12 protein-coding genes and 1 pseudogene are annotated in these 18,140 nt (G+C 67.9%); 6 read left to right on the top strand and 7 right to left on the bottom strand.

Annotated features, from left to right (window positions below; all coding sequences use genetic code 11):
• Positions 1–122: 122 nt before the first annotated feature.
• The 3 genes from ACQCSZ_RS17925 to ACQCSZ_RS17935 are packed head-to-tail and all read left to right on the top strand — an operon-like array spanning position 123 to position 3,269.
• The gene (locus ACQCSZ_RS17925) at positions 123–791 is read left to right on the top strand and encodes a response regulator transcription factor (protein WP_427005038.1); all 669 of its coding nucleotides are present in this window, start codon (positions 123–125) and stop codon (positions 789–791) included.
• Entirely contained in the window at positions 788–2,224 is a 1,437-nt protein-coding gene (locus ACQCSZ_RS17930; protein WP_427005039.1) for a HAMP domain-containing sensor histidine kinase, read from the top strand. The genes ACQCSZ_RS17925 and ACQCSZ_RS17930 overlap by 4 nt, the downstream gene beginning before the upstream one ends.
• Positions 2,217–3,269, top strand: coding sequence for a TAXI family TRAP transporter solute-binding subunit (locus ACQCSZ_RS17935; protein WP_427005040.1), 1,053 nt, complete (start codon positions 2,217–2,219; stop codon positions 3,267–3,269). Before ACQCSZ_RS17930 ends, ACQCSZ_RS17935 begins: the two co-directional genes overlap by 8 nt.
• A 219-nt stretch (positions 3,270–3,488) precedes the next feature.
• Here ACQCSZ_RS17935 and ACQCSZ_RS17940 read toward each other — a convergent pair whose 3' ends face one another.
• The 5 genes from ACQCSZ_RS17940 to ACQCSZ_RS17960 all read right to left on the bottom strand — a co-directional run bounded on the left by ACQCSZ_RS17940 (position 3,489) and on the right by ACQCSZ_RS17960 (position 10,563).
• Positions 3,489–4,778 carry a serpin family protein gene (locus ACQCSZ_RS17940; RefSeq protein WP_427005041.1) on the bottom strand — a complete coding sequence of 430 codons (1,290 nt, stop codon included), beginning with the start codon at positions 4,776–4,778 and terminating at the stop codon, positions 3,489–3,491.
• Between the two features lie 11 nt (positions 4,779–4,789).
• Entirely contained in the window at positions 4,790–6,415 is a 1,626-nt protein-coding gene (locus ACQCSZ_RS17945; protein ID WP_427005042.1) for a hypothetical protein, read from the bottom strand.
• A 65-nt stretch (positions 6,416–6,480) separates the two neighbouring features.
• Positions 6,481–6,741, bottom strand: a complete 261-nt coding sequence (locus ACQCSZ_RS17950) for a hypothetical protein (RefSeq protein ID WP_427005043.1) — start codon at positions 6,739–6,741, stop codon at positions 6,481–6,483.
• A 379-nt stretch (positions 6,742–7,120) separates the two neighbouring features.
• Complete coding sequence (locus ACQCSZ_RS17955) at positions 7,121–8,869, bottom strand: pyruvate dehydrogenase (RefSeq protein ID WP_427005044.1); 1,749 nt, start codon at positions 8,867–8,869, stop codon at positions 7,121–7,123.
• Between the two features lie 182 nt (positions 8,870–9,051).
• Positions 9,052–10,563 (bottom strand): helix-turn-helix domain-containing protein, encoded by a 1,512-nt coding sequence (locus ACQCSZ_RS17960; RefSeq protein WP_427005045.1) that lies wholly within the window; start codon positions 10,561–10,563, stop codon positions 9,052–9,054.
• A 145-nt stretch (positions 10,564–10,708) separates the two neighbouring features.
• Here ACQCSZ_RS17960 and aceA point away from each other — a divergent pair, with 145 nt between their 5' ends.
• Positions 10,709–12,040 carry an isocitrate lyase gene (gene aceA / locus ACQCSZ_RS17965; protein ID WP_427005046.1) on the top strand — a complete coding sequence of 444 codons (1,332 nt, stop codon included), beginning with the start codon at positions 10,709–10,711 and terminating at the stop codon, positions 12,038–12,040.
• Between the two features lie 250 nt (positions 12,041–12,290).
• Positions 12,291–13,955: a malate synthase A gene (gene aceB, locus ACQCSZ_RS17970; RefSeq protein WP_427005047.1), complete on the top strand. Its 1,665-nt coding sequence runs from the start codon at positions 12,291–12,293 to the stop codon at positions 13,953–13,955.
• Positions 13,956–14,145: 190 nt separating this feature from the next.
• On the opposite strand, the gene ACQCSZ_RS17975 is transcribed toward aceB, so the two are convergent.
• The gene (locus ACQCSZ_RS17975; protein ID WP_427008377.1) at positions 14,146–15,339 is read right to left on the bottom strand and encodes a CynX/NimT family MFS transporter; all 1,194 of its coding nucleotides are present in this window, start codon (positions 15,337–15,339) and stop codon (positions 14,146–14,148) included.
• Positions 15,340–15,473: 134 nt separating this feature from the next.
• On the opposite strand from ACQCSZ_RS17975, the gene ACQCSZ_RS17980 reads away from it, so the two are divergent.
• The gene (locus ACQCSZ_RS17980; RefSeq protein ID WP_427005048.1) at positions 15,474–16,007 is read left to right on the top strand and encodes an N-acetyltransferase family protein; all 534 of its coding nucleotides are present in this window, start codon (positions 15,474–15,476) and stop codon (positions 16,005–16,007) included.
• Here the strand turns inward: ACQCSZ_RS17980 and ACQCSZ_RS17985 are convergent.
• Positions 15,985–18,134: pseudogene (locus tag ACQCSZ_RS17985) on the bottom strand (glycogen debranching N-terminal domain-containing protein). The gene ACQCSZ_RS17980 and the pseudogene ACQCSZ_RS17985 sit on opposite strands and share 23 nt — an antisense overlap.
• Positions 18,135–18,140: the final 6 nt, after the last annotated feature.

Raw genomic sequence — 18,140 nt, forward strand, 5'->3', positions numbered from 1 at the left:
CTCCGTGCCCGCCGCCGTTGCCGGGCAGGGCGAGTTGCCGGGCAGGGCGAAAAGGCAGGGGAAGGGGTAATCTCCAAAGCGGGCAGGGGTTGATGCGCCCGACCAACGAAAAGGGACCAGCAATGGAAGTGCTCATCGTCGAGGACGACGACGCCATGGCGGCAGCGCTTGCGGCCGCCGTCGAGTCCGCCGGGCACAGGGCAGCCAGGGTGTCCCGGGGAGCTGACGCGCTGCTGGCCCACCGGAGGTTTGAAGTCATCCTCCTGGATCTGGGACTCCCCGATATCGATGGTCTCGACGTACTGCGGAAACTGCGCCAGGTCACGCAGTGTCCCATCCTGATCCTCACCGCCCGCGACGATGAGCGGAGTGTGGTGCTTGGGCTGCGGTCAGGGGCGGATGACTACCTCGTCAAACCGGTGAAACTGGTGGAGCTGCTGGCCAGGATCGAAGCCGTCACCAGGCGCGCAGCCCGTCCCAGCGCCAACAGGCCACGAAGCATCGTGCTGGGGGATCTGGAGGTGGACCTCGACCGGCGCGTCGCGGCCCTCCGCTCCCAGGTGTTGCCTTTGACCGCGACCGAGTTCGATCTGCTCGCCCTGTTGGCCCGGCACGCCGGCTCGGTGGTCACCCGGGAACAGATCCTGGACGCGCTGTGGGGAGATGCTTTCGTCGCGTCCTCGCGTTCCCTGGATGTGCACCTGACGGGGCTGAGGGGCAAACTGCAGCTGCCTGGTTTCATCATCAACGTCCGCGGCGTCGGGTACCGGATCGAGGCGGATCCCGCGTGAAACTGCGCGTCCTGGGCCTCCTCAGCCTTATGTCCGTCCTGATGGTCATCACCGTTTCCAGCGCCATCCTGACGTCCGTCAGCCGGGAGCTCACGCAGGAGCTCCAGATCAACCGGGTCGCCGCGCTCAACCGGTTCGCCCAGGTGGCCTACGACGCCGCGGTGGACGGTGATTCCACCCAGCTTCAACGGGACATGGACAGGTACTCCGGGCTTTACGGGGAGGGCGTCCTGGTCCGTCTGCAGCAGGGCACCGTGCGCTCCGGCGCCCTGAGCGAGGACAGGGCAGACGTCAGGGACGCCATCGCCAGGGCGAACCTGAACCTCAGCGACACCAGCCTCGCCCCGCTGCAGCCGTTTGGAGCCGGCTCCGAGGTGATCTCCCGCTCCTTCGGAAGCGCCAGCCAGGTCCTTGGCGAGACCGTCCTCGAAGTCAACCCGGACGCAGCGCGCCAGAAGCTGCGGGAACGGTGGCTCGTCGTCGGGCTTGCCGCGTCCATGCTCGGGGCACTGCTCATTGCGGCTGCCGCGCGCGTGACCGGATGGGTGCTGCGGCCGGTTCACCGCCTGAATTCGGCGGTGACGGAACTTGAGGCAACGGGCAGGACCAGCCAGCTTCCGGAGGCCGGGCCGCCGGAGCTGAGGCAACTCAGCCGTTCGTTCACCAAAATGGCGCAAACCGTCAGCCAGAGCATCGAATCCCAACGCCAGCTGATAGCCGACACGTCGCACCAGTTGCGCAACCCGGTGGGCGCCTTGCGGTTGCGGATCGACCTGCTGCAGCTGGAACTTCACACGGACCGGGAGAAGGCCGCAGCGGCCGGAGTGCTGGCAGAACTTGAGCGTGTGGAGGAGATCCTGGACGGAGTGCTGAAGCTGGCGGCGGCGGAGCACAGAGCGTCCGAGGATTCTGCCCGTGCCGCGCTCAGCACCGCTTCCGGCGGGCACCGGACCCTCATCGACCCCTTCGTGGTCCTGCAGGAGGAAGTGGAACGGGCAGGACCCGCCGCCCAGCGCACCGCAACGTCCATAGTGCTGGAGCGGCCGCCCGAACCTGCGCTCCAGGTGGCCTGCAACTCCGCTGAGCTGGCCCAGATGGTGGGGGAACTTCTCAACAACGCCATCAAGTACGCGGCCGGCGCCCACATCTCGGTTGCCGTCCGCGCGCGCCCCGACGGGGCCATCGTTGAGGTATCCGACGACGGCCCCGGACTTTCGGCGGATGAAATGGCCGCAGCAACCACCAGGTTCTGGCGGTCACCGCGGCACAATGGGATCCGTGGCAACGGCCTGGGTATGACCATCGTGGACAAGCTGGCCGCGGCCAACGGTGCCCGGCTCCTGCTGGCGGAGCGGTCTCCGCATGGACTCATCGCCCGCATCGATTTTCCCCGACCGTTGTCCGTGGAGGACCAGGGGCGGACGGATGGCTGACGCCAGGACCACGGATGCCCATCTTCCCTCGCGGCGGACAGCCTTCAAGGCAGGGCTGGCCCTGGGCCTGTCCGGCCTCCTGCTGCCCACGCTGAATGCCTGCACCCCGGAAGACCGTTCACGCACCGTAACGGTGGCCGGCGGCGAGCCCGGCGGCTTCTACCTGGAGTTTTCCACCCTGCTTGCCGAGTCGCTGCAGCGTCATGGCGTGGTCGGCACCGCCGTGCCCCAGGTTACGGGTGGCAGCCTCGAGAATCTGCAGCGCCTGCTCGCCGGCGACGCCACGTTCGCCGTCGCCCTGGCTGATGCGGCGGCGCAGCAGGCCGCGCAGCAGGCGGCGGCAGGGCCGTCGTCGGGCGCGTCAGCGCCAGGGCCGTCGTCGGGCGCTGGGGGCATTGTCGCGCTGGGGAAGGTCTATGAAAACTACGTCCACTGCCTGGTGCGGAAGGACAGCGCCATCCGGTCCTTCGCTGATCTCGCCGGGAAGGCCGTGGCCATCGGCGAGGCAGGGTCGGGAACGTCGCTGACCGCGCACCGCGTCATCGCGGCCTCCGGCCTGTCCGCGGCCGGAACCACCGCCGCGGACAATCCGGTCAGGGAACTGAACCTCGGCCTGAACAATGGACTCGCAGCCCTCAAGGAGCGGTCCGTGGATGCCCTGTTCTGGTCCGGCGGTGTGCCCACGGCCGCCATCACGGCGGCCAACAAGGAGATGGGGCTCGCGATGATCGACCTGTCTGCCCTCATCCGGCAGACCCGGGCACAATTCGGCGCCTTCTACGACCGGGTCCTGATCCCGGAGAACAGTTACGAAGGCATTCCCGGGGTCTGGACGGTAGGCGTGGCCAACCTGCTCCTGTGCCGCGGGGATCTGGACGAGCGCATCGTGAAGCGAACGGTCGAACTGCTGGTGGACCAGGCCCAGGAACTCATCCCCCGGTCCAGCCTCGGCGTGCAGTTCCTGAGTCCTGAAACACTGATCAACACCGCCGGCGTGCCGCTGCACCCTGCCGCGGCAGCCGCCTATCGTGACCTGCATGGCTAGGTGGCAGGAATCCCCGGTTCGTCCCCGTGGATCAGCAGCTCGTCGGCTTTTTCGTTAGTTCGCCGGGGGGTTCAGGTCCAGGCGGCGGGGTGGCCGGGCTCAAGGACATGCCCCGCGCAGGGGCCGGCGGGCGGGCATATTCCGGTCATGTCCGGTCCACGGCGCGGCGGATGGGCATGTCCTCCCGGGGAGCAGCCGACCCCGCTGGCCGGCGCAGCGTTAGCGCGGATCGGAAACCTTACCCATAAAGAGCGGCAGCCCCGTTTCCTGGTGCACGATCTGGTAGTGGAACGGCCGGTCGAGGCGCAGCTCGCGCGCAGACACTGGCACCGTACCGCTCACGGCCATGCCGTTGACCTGGGTCACCGCCGCGGCTATTGTCCCTTTCTCCGCCACGGTGATGTTCGCCGACTGCGCCGCCTGGGTGATGGTCAGACCGTGTTGTATCGCGTCGAAGTCATGCGATGTCTTCAGGGTTTTCCTCAGGCCGAGATCGTCAAGGACAACGCGAAGGTCGAAGCTGCTTTTATGGTCCCAGACGGGCAGGGACAACTGGACGGGCCCGGGGCTCGCGGCCTCGAGTGCGACGGCGATCTCCGCCAGCTTGTCCGCGTTGAGGCCGTCAGCCGTTGATGCGCCGGCGCGGGCGCCCGGGCCGGCATCCGGCAGTACCAGCCGCATCACGAACCCCTCGCCGTAGGGGAGGTCCGCGGCCTGCCAGCCAGCCCCCTCCGCGTAGGCCATGTCCTGCAGTCCGTGCATCGTGGGAACGCTGATCGTCACGCCGTCGGCCGTTGTGAACGGCTGATCCGACGTGGCGTTGGCGCTGAAGGGCGTCTTCCAGGCGGCAGCGAAATAGGCGGCGTTGAGCAGGCTGAACGTGTTGTCGGGGTCAAAGGGTGCCGGCGCTTTCGTGATCCGGCCCCCGGTGTTCTTGTCCACCCAGGCATCGATGGCAGGCTCAGTGGCAGCGCGATCGCGGAAATCCACCGGATAGACGCCGGTCCCGTAGTGCTTCGCCAACGTCCCCAGGTATGACTCTCCGGTTGCAACGTTCTTGTCCACAAACAGGCCGTTGGCCGTGTGCATCAGCGGTTTACGCGGCGGGTTCCCTTCGTCGACAGAGCCGGGGTCGCCGTCGAACCGTGACAGGGACTCAAGCAGCGCGTTCATGGCTTCATCCCGGGTGGCTGCCGGAACTCCCAGCACGGTGTCCAGCTCGGCGGCGGACTCGCCGGACGCCCCGGCACGCAACATGGCGAGGGCGATCAGCAGGCTCCCCGGTGACGCGATGACATTGCCGGTGCCCCCTCCGCCGTCCGCCAGGAGGGCGACCCCCAGCGTCAGGGCGGAGCGCCGGAAGGCGTCCAGTTCGCCCTTGAAAGCGGCGCGGTCCACCGAAACGCGCTCGACGCCGTCGGCCTTTAACAACGCAGGCGGCGCCGAGCAGGCGGCCAACACCAGTACCGCACCCAACGTCAGAAACCGCGCAAACCGAAAAGCTCTCATCGCCACCGTTCCTAAGTAGTACGGATCAGTCCCGTACTTGCTCCCCGGACGGTCCTGGGAGCTGCACGGCTTCCGGTTCCTGGCGGGCCGGAGCGGTTCGTGACCGTCGGGCGAGCCGGGCCTGTGAAGGGTGCCATGCCGGACGGTCCCGTACCGGGCCTGGGACTGGGCTGGCCCGCACTCGTCCTCTGTCGGGTGCGGGGTCCGTCCTCCCGTCGCCTGATACGGAAACCGCCGGCACGTCGTCCGATAGCCACGGCCGCGCCGTGATGGCCGGTGACGGTGGCCTCGGTCGTTTGTTGGAGTGGTTTGCGCCAGTGCCGGGCGCCCCACCTGGAGGTGTAGGCAGGGTCAACGACGATGATGTGGAGGCCGCGGTTGGCGGCCATGGACACGAGCCGGTCCCGGAATTTTCCGGTGGGGATGCCAGCGACGGTGCGGCGGAAGGTTTTGCCGCGGGTGCCGCGGCCCATGGTTTCGCGGCCGGTGGAGCGGGCGTCCTGGAAGTCCAGGTTTTCGATGGCGACGGCCGCGCAGCCCGCGTCCCGGGCGGCGTCCAGCAGCGCTGTGACCGCTGCACGGAGCCTGCCGTCCCGGGTGGCCGCGGGGATGTCGTTCAGGTCCAGCGGGATACTCAGGGGCGCCCCGACGGGGTTACCGGACGGGTCGATCACGCACGCGGCCAGATGGTCCGCATTCAGATCAACGCCGAGCACGGACGAGCCGTGCAGGCTGTGAAGGGAGGGGGCCGGCAGGTCCCGGTATCCCCAGGACGCGTCGATGTACCAGCGCCCGGTCCCGGGGTCGTGGCTGATGTCGTAGCGGATATTCATGTTGGACGCGGCACGGTCGCGCCACTCGCCGGCGCGGTGATGGAACAGCACCGGGACGCAAAGATGCAACCGCGCACCATGCTCCGCGGCCATCACGGCGGGGACTTTCAGGGACAGCCGCCCGCCGGTGTCGATGCGGATGGTTTCATTGCCCCACCGCTTCCCCGATTCACCGTCGGCGGTCAGGAACAGCCGGGCGGCAGCCCATCGGGCCTCCCACCCGGCCGGCGTCAGCCCTGCCGCCTCCAGGTTGTTCCGTGTCCGCCACAGCCGGCCGCCGCCCACGGCGATGCGTGGCCTCCCGGCCGCGAGCCGTGCCGTGGCGTCCGTGAGCCGGTCCTGCAGGGCCGCCAGGCGCCGGGTCTTCCGGTGCCGCTCCGCCGCGGTCCGGTACCCCTTGGCGCGGTCCACGGTTCCGCCGCAGGGCACGGCGGCCCGCTTCCCGATGGCGGCGCAGGCGGCCCGCAGCGTGCCGACCTCCGCTGCGAGGCCACGCATGCCCAACTGGTACTGGTCCTCCGTGGCACGGGTGATGCTCCCGGCCCACCGCGAGGATGACAGGGCGGTCAGGGCCCGCTTACGCTCCGTCCGGCCGCGCGCGGCGGCAGGAACCGTCCCCATCCGGATGCGGGCGGCCAGGTCTTTCCGGTACAGGGATCCCAGGTGCGTGCCGACCGCGAACAGCGCGGTTTCCTCCCCGGGCGTGGGGTGCAGGCGGGTGCGGATCCGCACACCCGAGGGCGCAGCGGCAATGAACGCCGGGGCAATGACCCGGAGCCCTGTCGCGCTGCGCGGTGCAGTCACTGGCCGGCCTTGCGGCGGGCAAGAATCTCGACGTCGAAACCGGTTCGAATACTCATGATCCGACGCTACAAGCCAGGGTGTGCATGGTCCAGAGCCCGTGGGCCTATGTGGAAAACCTCCTGGGCGCAGCCCGGCACGCGACATCCCCCGCGGCCTGGCGCCCGGGCCGCGACCCCGCCGTCGAGGATCACGAACCAGCCGTCGTCGGTGGAGCCCCAGCGGTGCCGGGCCGCCGAAATCCGGGCGGGACCGGCGGCGTTGGCGAAGCCGTCTTCGAGTGCCTGGCCCGCCAGCAGCCGGCGGATTCCGGGTCGCTCACCGTTCATTCCTGACGCGGCTTCGGATTCAGCACGAAGAAGAGCGTGGGGCGGGCAGCGTCCCGTCTCTGAACCACTTGCAGGCGGTCCGCGGGTGGATACTCTCCGAAACGGTCCACTCCTTCCAATTCGTGGTGACATCATGTCAGTGATAGCAAATCAAAACGTAGTAAAGATCACCAAAACGTTTTCACCTAAGAACAGTCCCGGCCCCGCCATCGCAAGTCAACCAGCGACGGCGGCACGGGGAGATGCCGGAACGGTCACGGTTTGTACCCGGCTGGGTCCGCCGCCACCAACGCTCCCTCACCTTTCGCGGATTTTGGGCGAACCCTCCCCCACCTCCTGCGCCGCTCAGCGCCCGCCCCTCCCCCACCTCCTGCGCCGCTCAGCGCCGGGGGATGTTGCGCAGGTTGCTCCGCGCCATGCTGACTGCCTCGCCGGCGCCCCGGTTGAGGACAACCTTGGACATCGCGGTGGCAAACCCCAGGATCTGGGCGCCCTTGATCTTCGGCGGGAGGGAGAGCGCTTTGGGGTCCGTGATCAGCTCCACCAGCGATGGGCCCGGGTGGGCGAAGGCTTCCCGGTAGGCCGCCTCGATTTTGGCCGGGTCGCTGACCCGGACGGCGTGGAACCCCAGGGCCCGGGCCACCGCGGCATAGTTCGCATCGGGCACGTCCACACCGAAATCGGGGAGCCCGTCCACCAGCATTTCCAGTTTGACCATGCCCAGGGTGGAATTGTTGAATACCACCACGTTCACCGGCAGCCGGTGCGCGGCGACGGTGATCAGCTCCCCCAACAGCATCGACAGGCCGCCGTCGCCCGACACCGAGACCACCTGGCGCCCCGGGTATGCCAGCTGGGCACCGATCGCATGGGGAAGCGCGTTCGCCATGGAGCCGTGCAGATACGAGCCGATCAGGCGGCGGGTGCCGAGCGGGTTGATGTAGCGGGCGGTCCAGACATTGCACATGCCCGTGTCCGCGGTGAAGACCGCGTCCTTCGCCGCCACCTGGTCAAGCAGCGAGGCCGCGTACTCCGGGTGGATCGGCTCTATCGTCTCCACTTTGCGGGTGTAGGCTCCGACGGCTTTGTTCATGAGCCGGTCGTGCTTCCTGAGCATCCGGTCGAGGAAGCGGCGGCTCTTCTTCGCCTGGAGCAAGGGCATCAGCGCAGCAAGCGTGGGCAGGACGTCGCCGTGGACGGCGATGTCGACGTCGGTCCGGCGGCCCAGTCTCTGGGCCGCACGGTCCACCTGCGCCGTGCGGGTCCCGGGGAGGAACTGGTCGTACGGAAAGTCGGTGCCCAGCAGGATCAGCAGGTCCGCATCCTCGATCCCCTCCGCCGCGGCGCCGTAGCCCAGCAGCCCCGTCATGCCGATGTCATAGGGGTTCTCGTACTGCATGAAATCCTTGCCGCGGAGCGAATGGCCGATCGGCGCCCGGATCAGTTCGGCCAGGGCAATGACCTCGTCATGGGCGCCCTGCACGCCGGCCCCGGCGAAGATGGCCACCTTTTCGGCCGCATTGATCGCATCGGCCAGCTGCCGGACGCTTTCCGCAGCCGGCGTCAGGGTTGCCGGCACAAACGCGGCGGGAAGCGGGGTGGCGGCCGTCGCTTCCAGGCCGGCGATGTCACCGGGAAGGGTCACGACGGCGACTCCCCGGAGGGCGACGGCGTGCTGGATGGCGCTGTGCATGACCCTCGGGGCCTGGTCGGAGGTGCTGATCAGCTCGGAATACACCGAACATTCGGTGAAGATCCTGTCCGGGTGCGTCTCCTGGAAGAAGCCGCTGCCGATCTGTTTGCTGGGGATGTGCGACGCAATGGCCAGGACCGGCGCTCCGGAGCGGTTGGCGTCGTAGAGCCCGTTGATCAGGTGCAGGTTTCCGGGCCCGCACGAGCCGGCGCACACGGCGAGGCGGCCGGTCAGCTGGGCTTCCGCCGCGGCTGCGAACGCCGCGGCCTCTTCGTGCCGCACATGGATCCAGTCGATTCCGCCCTGTTTGGCGCCACCGGTTTTGCGGACGGCGTCGACAATCGGGTTAAGGCTGTCGCCGACTATCCCGTAGATGCGCTGCACTCCGGCAGCCTGGAGTTGTTCGACGAGTTGGGTTGCAAGTTCCTTTGCCATGGGTGCACGCTCCCGCAATCGGATCTGTCGGCTGATAGGGCCAATATAGTCCGCGCTGGCAGGGTCTTGTCCTGGGACGCTCCCTCAGCTGCCGCACCAACCGGCCGGACGCTCCCTCAGATGATGTGAGGGAGCGTCGGCCCACACCGTGCGGGACGTGAGGGAGCGTCGGGGGTCGGGGCTCAGCTTCCCGAGTGCGCCTGCAGGAACGAGTAGACCTCGGTCTCGTCCACGCCCGGGAACGCTCCCGGTGGCATCGCGGCGAGCAGGTGCGAGTGCGCCCGGGCCGAGGGCCAGGCGTTCCCGGCCCATTCCGCCGCCAGGGCAGCCGGCGGGCGCCGGCAGCAGCTTTCGTCGGGGCAGGTGGACTTGGACCGCTCCGTGGTGTCCCGCCCGCGGAACCATTTCACCTGCGCGTAGGGCACGCCCACCGAGAGCGAGAACTCGCCGTTCGCAGAGCGCTCCGTCCGGGCGGTGCACCAGTAGGTCCCCGCCGGAGTATCCGTGTACTGGTTGTAGGCGCTGAACTTGTCCGGCACGTCAAAGACCACCCGCGACGTCCAGTTCCGGCAGGAGGGCTGGCCCTCGATGGCGCCGGTGTGGTCCTGCGGGAACGTCACGCCGTCGTTCTCGTAGGCCTTGTAGATGATGCCGCTCTTGTGGGTCTTCTGGAAGTGGGTGCGGATGTCCAGGTGCTCGGTGGCCAGGTTGGTGAAGCGGTGCGCGGCGGTCTCATAGGAGACGGCGAAGGCGTCCCGGATGTCCTCGACCGCGATTTCCTTGGCTGCCTTTGCCTTCTGCAGGAACTCCACGGTCGCCTGTTCCGGCAGCAGGAGCGCCGCGGCGAAGTAGTTTGTGGCCACGCGCTGCATCAGGAAATCCCCGTAGTTGCTGGGGGTCTGGTGGCCCAGGACGTAGTGCCCCAGGGCCTGCAGCAGCACAGAACGGGGGTCGTGGTCGCTGCGCGCGTTCTGCGTGAGATAAATCCGGTGGTTCTTAAGATCGGTCACGGAGCGGGTGGAATGGGGCAGGTCGCCCACGTGATGGAGGCTGAAACCGAGGTGCCCGGCGATGTCCGCGATGACATGGTGGGACAGCGGGCCGCTGGTGTGCCCCACGGAGGCGAGGACCTTCTGTGCCTCGGCCTCGTACTCCGGGAAATAGTTGTTCCGTTCACGCATCATGGCGCGCAGTTCGCCGTTCGCGCGGCGGGCCTCTTCCGGCGTCGCGATCTGCTCGTTGAGCCGGCGTTCCAGCTCGTGCTGCAGGCCCACCATGGACTCGAGCACATCCATCGGCAGCCGCGAGCTGATGCGGATTTTCGGCAGCTTGAGGGATTCGTAGATAGGGCTGCGCTGGTAGCGTTCCAGCTCGATCTCGAGCGCCGCGCGCCGGTTGGGCGGCTCCGCCCCCAGCAGTTCGTCGATGCTGACGCCGAGCGCCGCGGCGAGCTGCTGGAGCAGGCCGAGTTTGGGCTCGCGTTTGCCGTTTTCGATCAGGCTCAGCTGGCTCGGCGCGGTCCCGACGGCGGCGCTCAGGTCATCGAGGGTGAGCCCCGCCGCCTTGCGCAGGTGGCGGACCCGGCGGCCCATGCTGATGACGTCCACCTCGGGCGCGGCGGGGGCTGAGACGGACGAAGCCTGGCGGTTCCAACTGGCGGGGTGCATTTCTTGAGGATACGCGAAGAAGTGCATTTCTTTCCATGGTTTTGGTCTAGAAACCCTCTTGAAAGTGCAGAAAAGTAGGTCTTACGGAGAAAAACACCGCACCGGAGCCGCCGGTCCCGCCTTCAAAGACGAAGGCGGGCCGGCCACCCGGGGCACAACCAAGGAGACAACGATGACTGCAGCATTTGAGCCCACCCAGCAGACGCCCGAAGAGCAGGCCGCCGCCCTGGAGCTCGAGTGGGCTGCCGACCCGCGCTGGGAAGGTGTCACCCGGGACTACAAGGCTTCCGACGTCGTCCGCCTCCGCGGCCGGGTCTCCGAAGAGCACACGCTGGCCCGCCGTGGTTCCGAGAAGCTGTGGAAGCAGCTCACCGAGGAGCACAAGGAAGGCAAGTACACCAACGCCCTGGGCGCCCTGACCGGCAACCAGGCGGTGCAGCAGGTCAAGGCCGGGCTGCGTGCCATCTACCTTTCCGGCTGGCAGGTCGCCGCGGACGCCAACAACTCCGGCCACACCTACCCGGACCAGTCGCTCTACCCGGCCAACTCGGTGCCGACCGTGGTCCGCCGGATCAACAACGCCCTGCTCCGCGCCGACCAGATCGAGTTCTCCGAGGGCATCCAGACCGTCGAGGACTGGCTGGTCCCGATCGTCGCCGACGCCGAGGCCGGCTTCGGCGGCCCGCTGAACGCCTACGAGCTGATGAAGTCCATGATCCAGGCCGGCGCCTCGGGGGTGCACTGGGAAGACCAGCTCGCCTCGGAGAAGAAGTGCGGCCACCTCGGCGGCAAGGTCCTGATCCCGTCCCAGCAGCACGTCCGGACCCTGAACGCGGCCCGCCTGGCCGCCGACGTCGCCGGCACCCCGTCGGTCATCATCGCCCGCACCGACGCCGAGGCAGCCACCCTCATCACCTCCGACGTCGACGAGCGCGACCAGGAATTCATCCTCCGCGAAGGCGGGCAGCCGGTCCGCACCGCGGAAGGCTTCTACAAGGTCCGCAACGGGATCGAACCCTGCATCGCCCGCGCCAAGGCCTACGCCCCGTACTCGGACCTCATCTGGATGGAGACGGGCACGCCGGACCTGGAACTCGCCCGCAAGTTCGCCGAAGCCGTCAAGGCCGACTTCCCGGACCAGATGCTCTCCTACAACTGCTCACCGTCGTTCAACTGGAAGAAGCACCTCGACGACGCCACGATCGCGAAGTTCCAGCGTGAACTCGGCGCCATGGGCTTCACCTTCCAGTTCATCACCCTGGCCGGCTTCCACGCCCTGAACTACTCGATGTTCGACCTCGCCCACGGCTACGCCCGGGAAGGCATGAGCGCCTACGTCGAGCTGCAGGAGAAGGAATTCGCCTCCGAGTCCCGCGGCTACACCGCGACCAAGCACCAGCGCGAAGTCGGCACCGGCTACTTCGACGACATCGCTACCGCGCTCAACCCGAACGCATCAACTTTGGCCCTCGTGGGATCCACAGAAGAGGGCCAGTTCCACTAATATTCCCCGCCCAAGGTGAGTTGTTCACAACGCTCACCGGAAGGCACGACGGCGGCCGGCACCCATGGTGCCGATGCCACCGGGGGCCGGGAAAGGTGATCCGGAAGCGTGCGTAAAAGGGGCCCTGTCCCCGCCCGGCCGAGCTCTGCGAGGCCTACGGCGGGGATGGGGAATAACACGCGGAGGATTGCCTTTTTCGGCCCCAAACTGCACACCGCCGTCGAACTTGCTTCTCCAAGGAGAGATTGAAATGAACAGCTTCACTGACAACTTCACCATCAACGGGATCACGTTGGCCGCGCAGCCTATCTGCCGGCAGGGCGAGGTGCTTACGCCTGATGCGCTGGCTTTCGTGGCCGCACTGCACAAGGCCACGGCGGAACGGCGGCTGGAGCTGCTGCAGGCCCGCCGGGAACGGCGCGCGCAGATCTCCAAGGGCCAGGACCCGCGGTTCCTCCCCGGGACCGAGTCCGTCCGCAACGATCCCAACTGGCGCGTCGCTCCCCCGGCTCCGGGGCTGGAGGACCGCCGCGTGGAGATCACCGGGCCGGTGGACAAGAAGATGACCATCAACGCGCTGAACTCCGGCGCCAAGGTGTGGCTCGCGGACATGGAAGACTCCTCCACCCCGTCCTGGCGGAACGTCATCCAGGGCCAGCTCAACCTCACGGATGCGCTGGAACGCCGGATCGACTTCACTTCACCCGAGGGCAAGGAGTACAGGCTTCGCCCCGCCGGGGAGCTGCCCACGATCGTGGTCCGTCCCCGCGGCTGGCACCTGCCGGAAAAGCACATGCTCATTGACGGCACCCCGATCGCCGGCGGGATCGTGGACTTCGGGCTGTACTTCTTCCACAATGCCCGCCGCCTGATCGCCCAGGGCAAGGGACCCTACTTCTACCTGCCCAAGATCGAGAACCGCCTCGAGGCCCGGCTGTGGAACGACATCTTCGTCCTGGCCCAGGACCTGCTCGGCATCCCGCAGGGCACCATCCGTGCCACCGTGCTGATCGAGACCATCACCGCCGCGTTCGAGATGGAGGAGATCCTCTACGAACTGCGCGACCACGCGGCCGGGCTGAACGCCGGCCGCTGGGACTACATCTTCTCCCTGATCAAGAACTTCCGCACCCGCGGCCCCCGGTTTGTCCTGCCGGACCGGAGCCAGGTCACCATGACCCAGCCGTTCATGCGCGCCTACACCGAACAGCTCGTCCGGGCCTGCCACAAGCGCGGCGCCATGGCGATCGGCGGGATGGCAGCCGCCGTCCCCAACCGCAAGGACGAACAAGCCAACGCTAGCGCCTTCGAGAAGGTCCGCGCCGACAAGACCCGCGAGGCGGCCGACGGCTTTGACGGCTCCTGGGTGGCCCACCCGGACCTGGTCCCCGTGTGCCGCGAGGTGTTCGACGGCGTCCTCGGCGGCCGCCCGAACCAGCTGGACCGGCTCCGCGAGGATGTCACCCCGGACGACCGCGCCCTGCTCGACATCGCCTCCACCACCGGCACCATCACCGAACAGGGCATCCGGAACAACATCGAGGTCGGGATCCGCTACATCGAGTCCTGGCTGCGCGGCAACGGCGCGGTGGCGATCCACAACCTGATGGAGGACGCCGCCACCGCGGAGATCTCCCGCTCGCAGCTGTGGCAGTGGATCTTCGCCCGCGCCATCACCGACAAGGGCGACGTCATCACCCGCGAGTGGGTGGAGGACATGCTCGACGAGGAGTTCGCGAAACTGGAACGCTTCGAAGGGGACCGCTTCGCCGACGCCCGCGACATCTTCGAGGAAGTCACGCTCAGCGCCGAGTTCCCGGCCTTCCTGACGCTTCCCGCCTACGACCGGTTCCTGCACGAGGCGCGCGACGGCGTCGACGTTGCCAGCGAGGACCCCGCGCTCGTGCCGGCCTGACCGGCACGGAACGGACCGGTTGGTCCGCAGAGATTTCCGTCAGCCGGGCTGCCACGCCCTTCGCAACAGGCACCCCGAGATCCGGGGCGGCGGCCCGGCTGCGGAACACCCCGTTCCATTCCGCCGAGCGGACAATTCAGGCCCATGTTTTGCGAAACATGGGCCTGAACTGTCCGCTCGGCGGAGTCGGTCAGTGCTGCTTCGGGACGTGGCGCAGCGAGAGGGCGGTGCCGAGGGTGAACACTGCCGCCGAGCCGAGGACGATCAGCAGCGGACCCGCCCAGGACCCGGTGACGCCGTGCACGTAGCCCAGCAGGGTGGGGGCAGCGGCCCCGAAGCAGTAGCCGGCGCCCTGGACGACGGCGGACATCCGGCCCGCCGAGGCCTGGTCGCGGGCCAGCTTGATGATGGCAATGAAGATCAGCGTGATGCCACCGCCCTGGGCGACGCCACCGAGCGAGGACCACAGCCACCACAGCTCCGGGGCCAGCAGCAGGCCCAGCGGAACAGTCAGCCACAGCGCCCCCAGGGCGAGGCCCGCCGTCGTCGTGCTGACATGGCGGGCAACGAGCGGCACTCCCAGCCCGCCGGCGATCGCAAGAATCTGGAAGAGCGAGGACCCGGCGCCGGCGGCCGCGGCCGTCATGCCGAGCTCATCGGCCAGCAGGGTGGGAAGCCAGGCGGTCACGCCGTAGTAGGAGAAGGCCTGGCCGGCGAACGCGGCGGTGAGGCCTGCCGTGATCCACCGCGACGCCGGCTTGGCTGCGGGCCGGGCCGGATCCGACACCGGCACAGCCTCGGGAATGAAGGCCCTGCGGCGCACCGCGAGCGCCCAGAACACCGCCGCGGCCACGGCAAAGACACCGCAGGAAGCGAGCGCCAGGCGCCAGCCGAGCAATTCGGCCAGGGGCGCCGTGACCATGGCGGTGATGAAGGAGCCGAGGTTCAGCGCCGCCGTGTAGACACCCATCGCCGCGCCCTGGCGGGCTGGCGTGAAGTCGCGCCGGATGATCAGCGGGACGACGATGTTGCCCACCGTGATCGCGACGCCCAGGATCACGGTGCCGAGCATGACCAGGGCGCCGCCGTCCGCGGACCGCACGGCTACCCCCAGGAGCACGCCGAGCAGGGTGAGCGTGATCGCGAACTCCGGGCCCAGCTTCCGTCCGGTCAGGGCCGCCAGCGGCGCGGCCAGGGCGAAGCACAGCACCGGGATGCCGGTGAGGTAGCCCAGTTCCGCCGGCGAAAACCCGAGGTCCCGGTTCATGGCGCCGACCACGGGCGCCACCGCCACGAGCGGACCGCGCATGTTCAGGGCGATCAGCCCGATCGCGGCCAGCAGGATCCAGCCGCTGGGCCCCCTGGAAGGAATCTTGGCCGGCATGCGGCGGCCCGGGTTGCCGGGCTTGGAGCTGGAAGTAACTTTCATCAGTTCCATTGCTATCACGGCGGGGGCCGGACTGAACGCCCGCAGCGCACCCAGCCCTTGCGCAGCGGAATGCGACTAGGGTTTTTGGCATGAACCATGTGATCCGGAGAGCCGGTGCGGACGACGCCGGCAGCCTGGCCGAGCTGGCGGCCGTAACCTTTCCGCTGGCGTGCCCTCCGGGTTCGGCGCCGGAGGACATCGCGGCGCACCTGGCGAACACCCTGAGCGAGGAAAACTTCCGCGCGTACCTGGCGGATCCGGACGTCATCGTCCTGGTGATTCATGCCGACGGCGGACTCCGCGGCTACAGCCTGCAGGTGTTCCGCCCCGCGCAGGATCCGGACGTGGCGGCGGTCCTGAGCTGCCTGCCGTCCGCCGAGCTCAGCAAGTGTTATGTCCATCCCGACCACCACGGGCTCGGCGCTGCGGCCGAACTCATGCACGCGAGCGTCGCGTCCGCGGCAGCCGCCGGGGCCGCCGGGATCTGGCTCGGGGTCAACAGCCAGAATGCCAGGGCCATCCGCTTCTACGAAAAATCGGGATTCCGGAAGGTCGGAACCAAATCCTTCCAGCTCGGAAACACGGTGGAACACGACTTCGTCATGGAGCGCCCGCTCGGGTGATTCCGCGCAGGCCGTCGTCCAGAGGCGGTCGGGGCTCATTCCTGAGCGTCAGCGCAGGAGGCAGCCCGTCCACGCTTCCCGTCCTGCCCCGGGCCTGGATGGCGATCCTGGACTGGCCCAGCAGCACGTTTTGTGCCTGGAAATCGCCAATGTCCTCCGGCAGGATCGGTGCCAGATGGAGCACGCTCCGGGTGAAGTCGGGATCAAATCGCAACAGGATGCGGGCCAGTTGCACGGGGGCCGCCGCTGCCCACGCCTGGGGGGAGCAGGCGGTGGGATAGGGCACCGGTTCCGGGAAATCGCTGCGGTCAAACCCGCAGAACAGCTCCGGCAGTTGCCCGTCGAAATGCGCGGCGGCCGCAAAAAGACCGCTGGCAATCCGGCTGGCCTCTTCCACGAAGCCGTACCGCATGAGGCCGGTGGCAACGAGGGCCGTATCGTGCGGCCAGACTGAGCCGTTGTGGTAGCTGACGGGGTTGTAGGCACCCATATCCGATCCCAGTGTCCTGATGCCCCAGCCGGTGAACATCTCCGGGGACATCAGGCGCTCGGCGACCAGGGGCGCCTTATCCTCATCGACAATCCCGACCCAGAGGCAGTGGCCCATATTTGAGGTGCAGGAATCCACCGGCTGCTTGTCCTTGTCCAGCGCGAGGGCGAAGTACCCTTTCCCGGGCAACCAGAACCGCTCGTTGAACGATGTCTTCAGGCTGGCGGCGCGTTCGGCCCATTTGTGTTCCAGGGCTTTGTCGCCGGCGGACCGGGCCAGCAACGACCGGCCGATGTAGGCCGCGTACACGTAGCCCTGGACCTCGCAGAGCGCTATGGGCGGCTCAGCCATCCTGCCGTCGGCGAAATTTATCCCGTCCCACGAGTCCTTCCACCCCTGGTTCAGCAGTCCGTGGGGGTTGGGCCGCAGATATTCCACGAAGCCATCGCCGTCACGGTCCCCGAAGTGCTCGATCCACTCCAGGGCGCGGTCCGCATGCGGCAGCAGCGACTCGATGATGTCCCCGCCCAGCCCCCAACGGTTGAGTTCGCTGAGGACGCTTACGAACAGCGGTGTCGCGTCGGCGGTGCCGTAATACGCGGTACCGCCCAGGGCAAGACCCGAAGCAAGGCCAAACCTCACCTCATGGGGGATCCTGCCCGGTTCTTCCTCCGAGGCCGGGTCCACCTTCGTTCCCTGGATCTCTGCCAGGGTCTGCAGCGTCCCGGCGGCCAGGTTCGGGTCCACCAGGAGCGCCATGTAGGAGGAAAGCAGCGAATCCCGGCCGAACAGGGCCATGAACCAGGGGGCGCCGGCGGCAACCGCGACCCTGTCCGAGTGCGCCGAATCAAAGATCCGGAGGGAACCCAGATCGCTCTGGCTGCGGTTCAGGACGTTTTGAACATTCCGGTCCGAGACGGTAATGCGCGGTACATGTTCGCCCCAGGCGATATGCCGCTGCACGCCGGTCCGGTGGTTGGGGGATGTGGTCTCGGTAAAGGGCTCGTCCGGGCCCTTTCCGTTGATCAGCGGCACCACGATGACGGACGTGGACCAGTGTCCCCGGGGCGGAATATCCACCCGGAAAGTCAGGGCATCCTCCCGGACGTGCGCACCGGCCGCACGGATGGCCGCCCCCCGGCGCTGGCCGTTACGCTCGGCTTCGATATGCAGCTCCCCGTCGTGGACGCTCCGGCGGACAACGGCCCCGGTTGCCACCCTGCCGCCTTTGACGTCGAAGAGATCCGCCAGGTCGGCGTCGACGATCAGCTCGATGTCGCATTCCGCAGGTTCGGAGGAGTAATTGCGGATGGTGATGTCGTCCCGCAGCCCGGGCCCCACATGCCTCTGGTGCCGGACCACCAGGGGGCTGTCGAACCTCCCGTCCGACCAGCGCGCCCTTCCCACGAAGGTCGCCTGGAACGCCGTGGGTGTCCGGGCCACCAGCGGTTCCCTCGGCTTGCCGTTGACGCGGAGCATCCACCGGGAAACTATCCGGGTGTCCTGGTAGAAATCGCCCTGCGGCGCGCAATGATGTCGCCGCTATGGGACGAGATACAAAACGAAGAGCCTTCGACGACGGTGACGGCGCCCGCCTCGGACGGCCCTGCTGAGGTATCGGCGTTCCAGGCGTTCATGGGGGT

Source organism: Pseudarthrobacter sp. H2 (assembly GCF_050157045.1).
GTDB lineage: Bacteria > Actinomycetota > Actinomycetes > Actinomycetales > Micrococcaceae > Arthrobacter.

Coding starts and splice junctions, on each gene's coding strand:
- ACQCSZ_RS17925 (WP_427005038.1), top strand. CDS start 123: ATGGAAGTGCTCATCGTCGAGGACGACGACGCCATGGCGGCAGCGCTT.
- aceA (WP_427005046.1), top strand. CDS start 10,709: ATGACTGCAGCATTTGAGCCCACCCAGCAGACGCCCGAAGAGCAGGCC.
- ACQCSZ_RS17975 (WP_427008377.1), bottom strand. CDS start 15,339: ATGCCGGCCAAGATTCCTTCCAGGGGGCCCAGCGGCTGGATCCTGCTG.
- ACQCSZ_RS17940 (WP_427005041.1), bottom strand. CDS start 4,778: ATGAGAGCTTTTCGGTTTGCGCGGTTTCTGACGTTGGGTGCGGTACTG.
- ACQCSZ_RS17955 (WP_427005044.1), bottom strand. CDS start 8,869: ATGGCAAAGGAACTTGCAACCCAACTCGTCGAACAACTCCAGGCTGCC.
- ACQCSZ_RS17935 (WP_427005040.1), top strand. CDS start 2,217: ATGGCTGACGCCAGGACCACGGATGCCCATCTTCCCTCGCGGCGGACA.
- ACQCSZ_RS17950 (WP_427005043.1), bottom strand. CDS start 6,741: ATGAACGGTGAGCGACCCGGAATCCGCCGGCTGCTGGCGGGCCAGGCA.
- ACQCSZ_RS17960 (WP_427005045.1), bottom strand. CDS start 10,563: ATGCACTTCTTCGCGTATCCTCAAGAAATGCACCCCGCCAGTTGGAAC.
- aceB (WP_427005047.1), top strand. CDS start 12,291: ATGAACAGCTTCACTGACAACTTCACCATCAACGGGATCACGTTGGCC.
- ACQCSZ_RS17980 (WP_427005048.1), top strand. CDS start 15,474: ATGAACCATGTGATCCGGAGAGCCGGTGCGGACGACGCCGGCAGCCTG.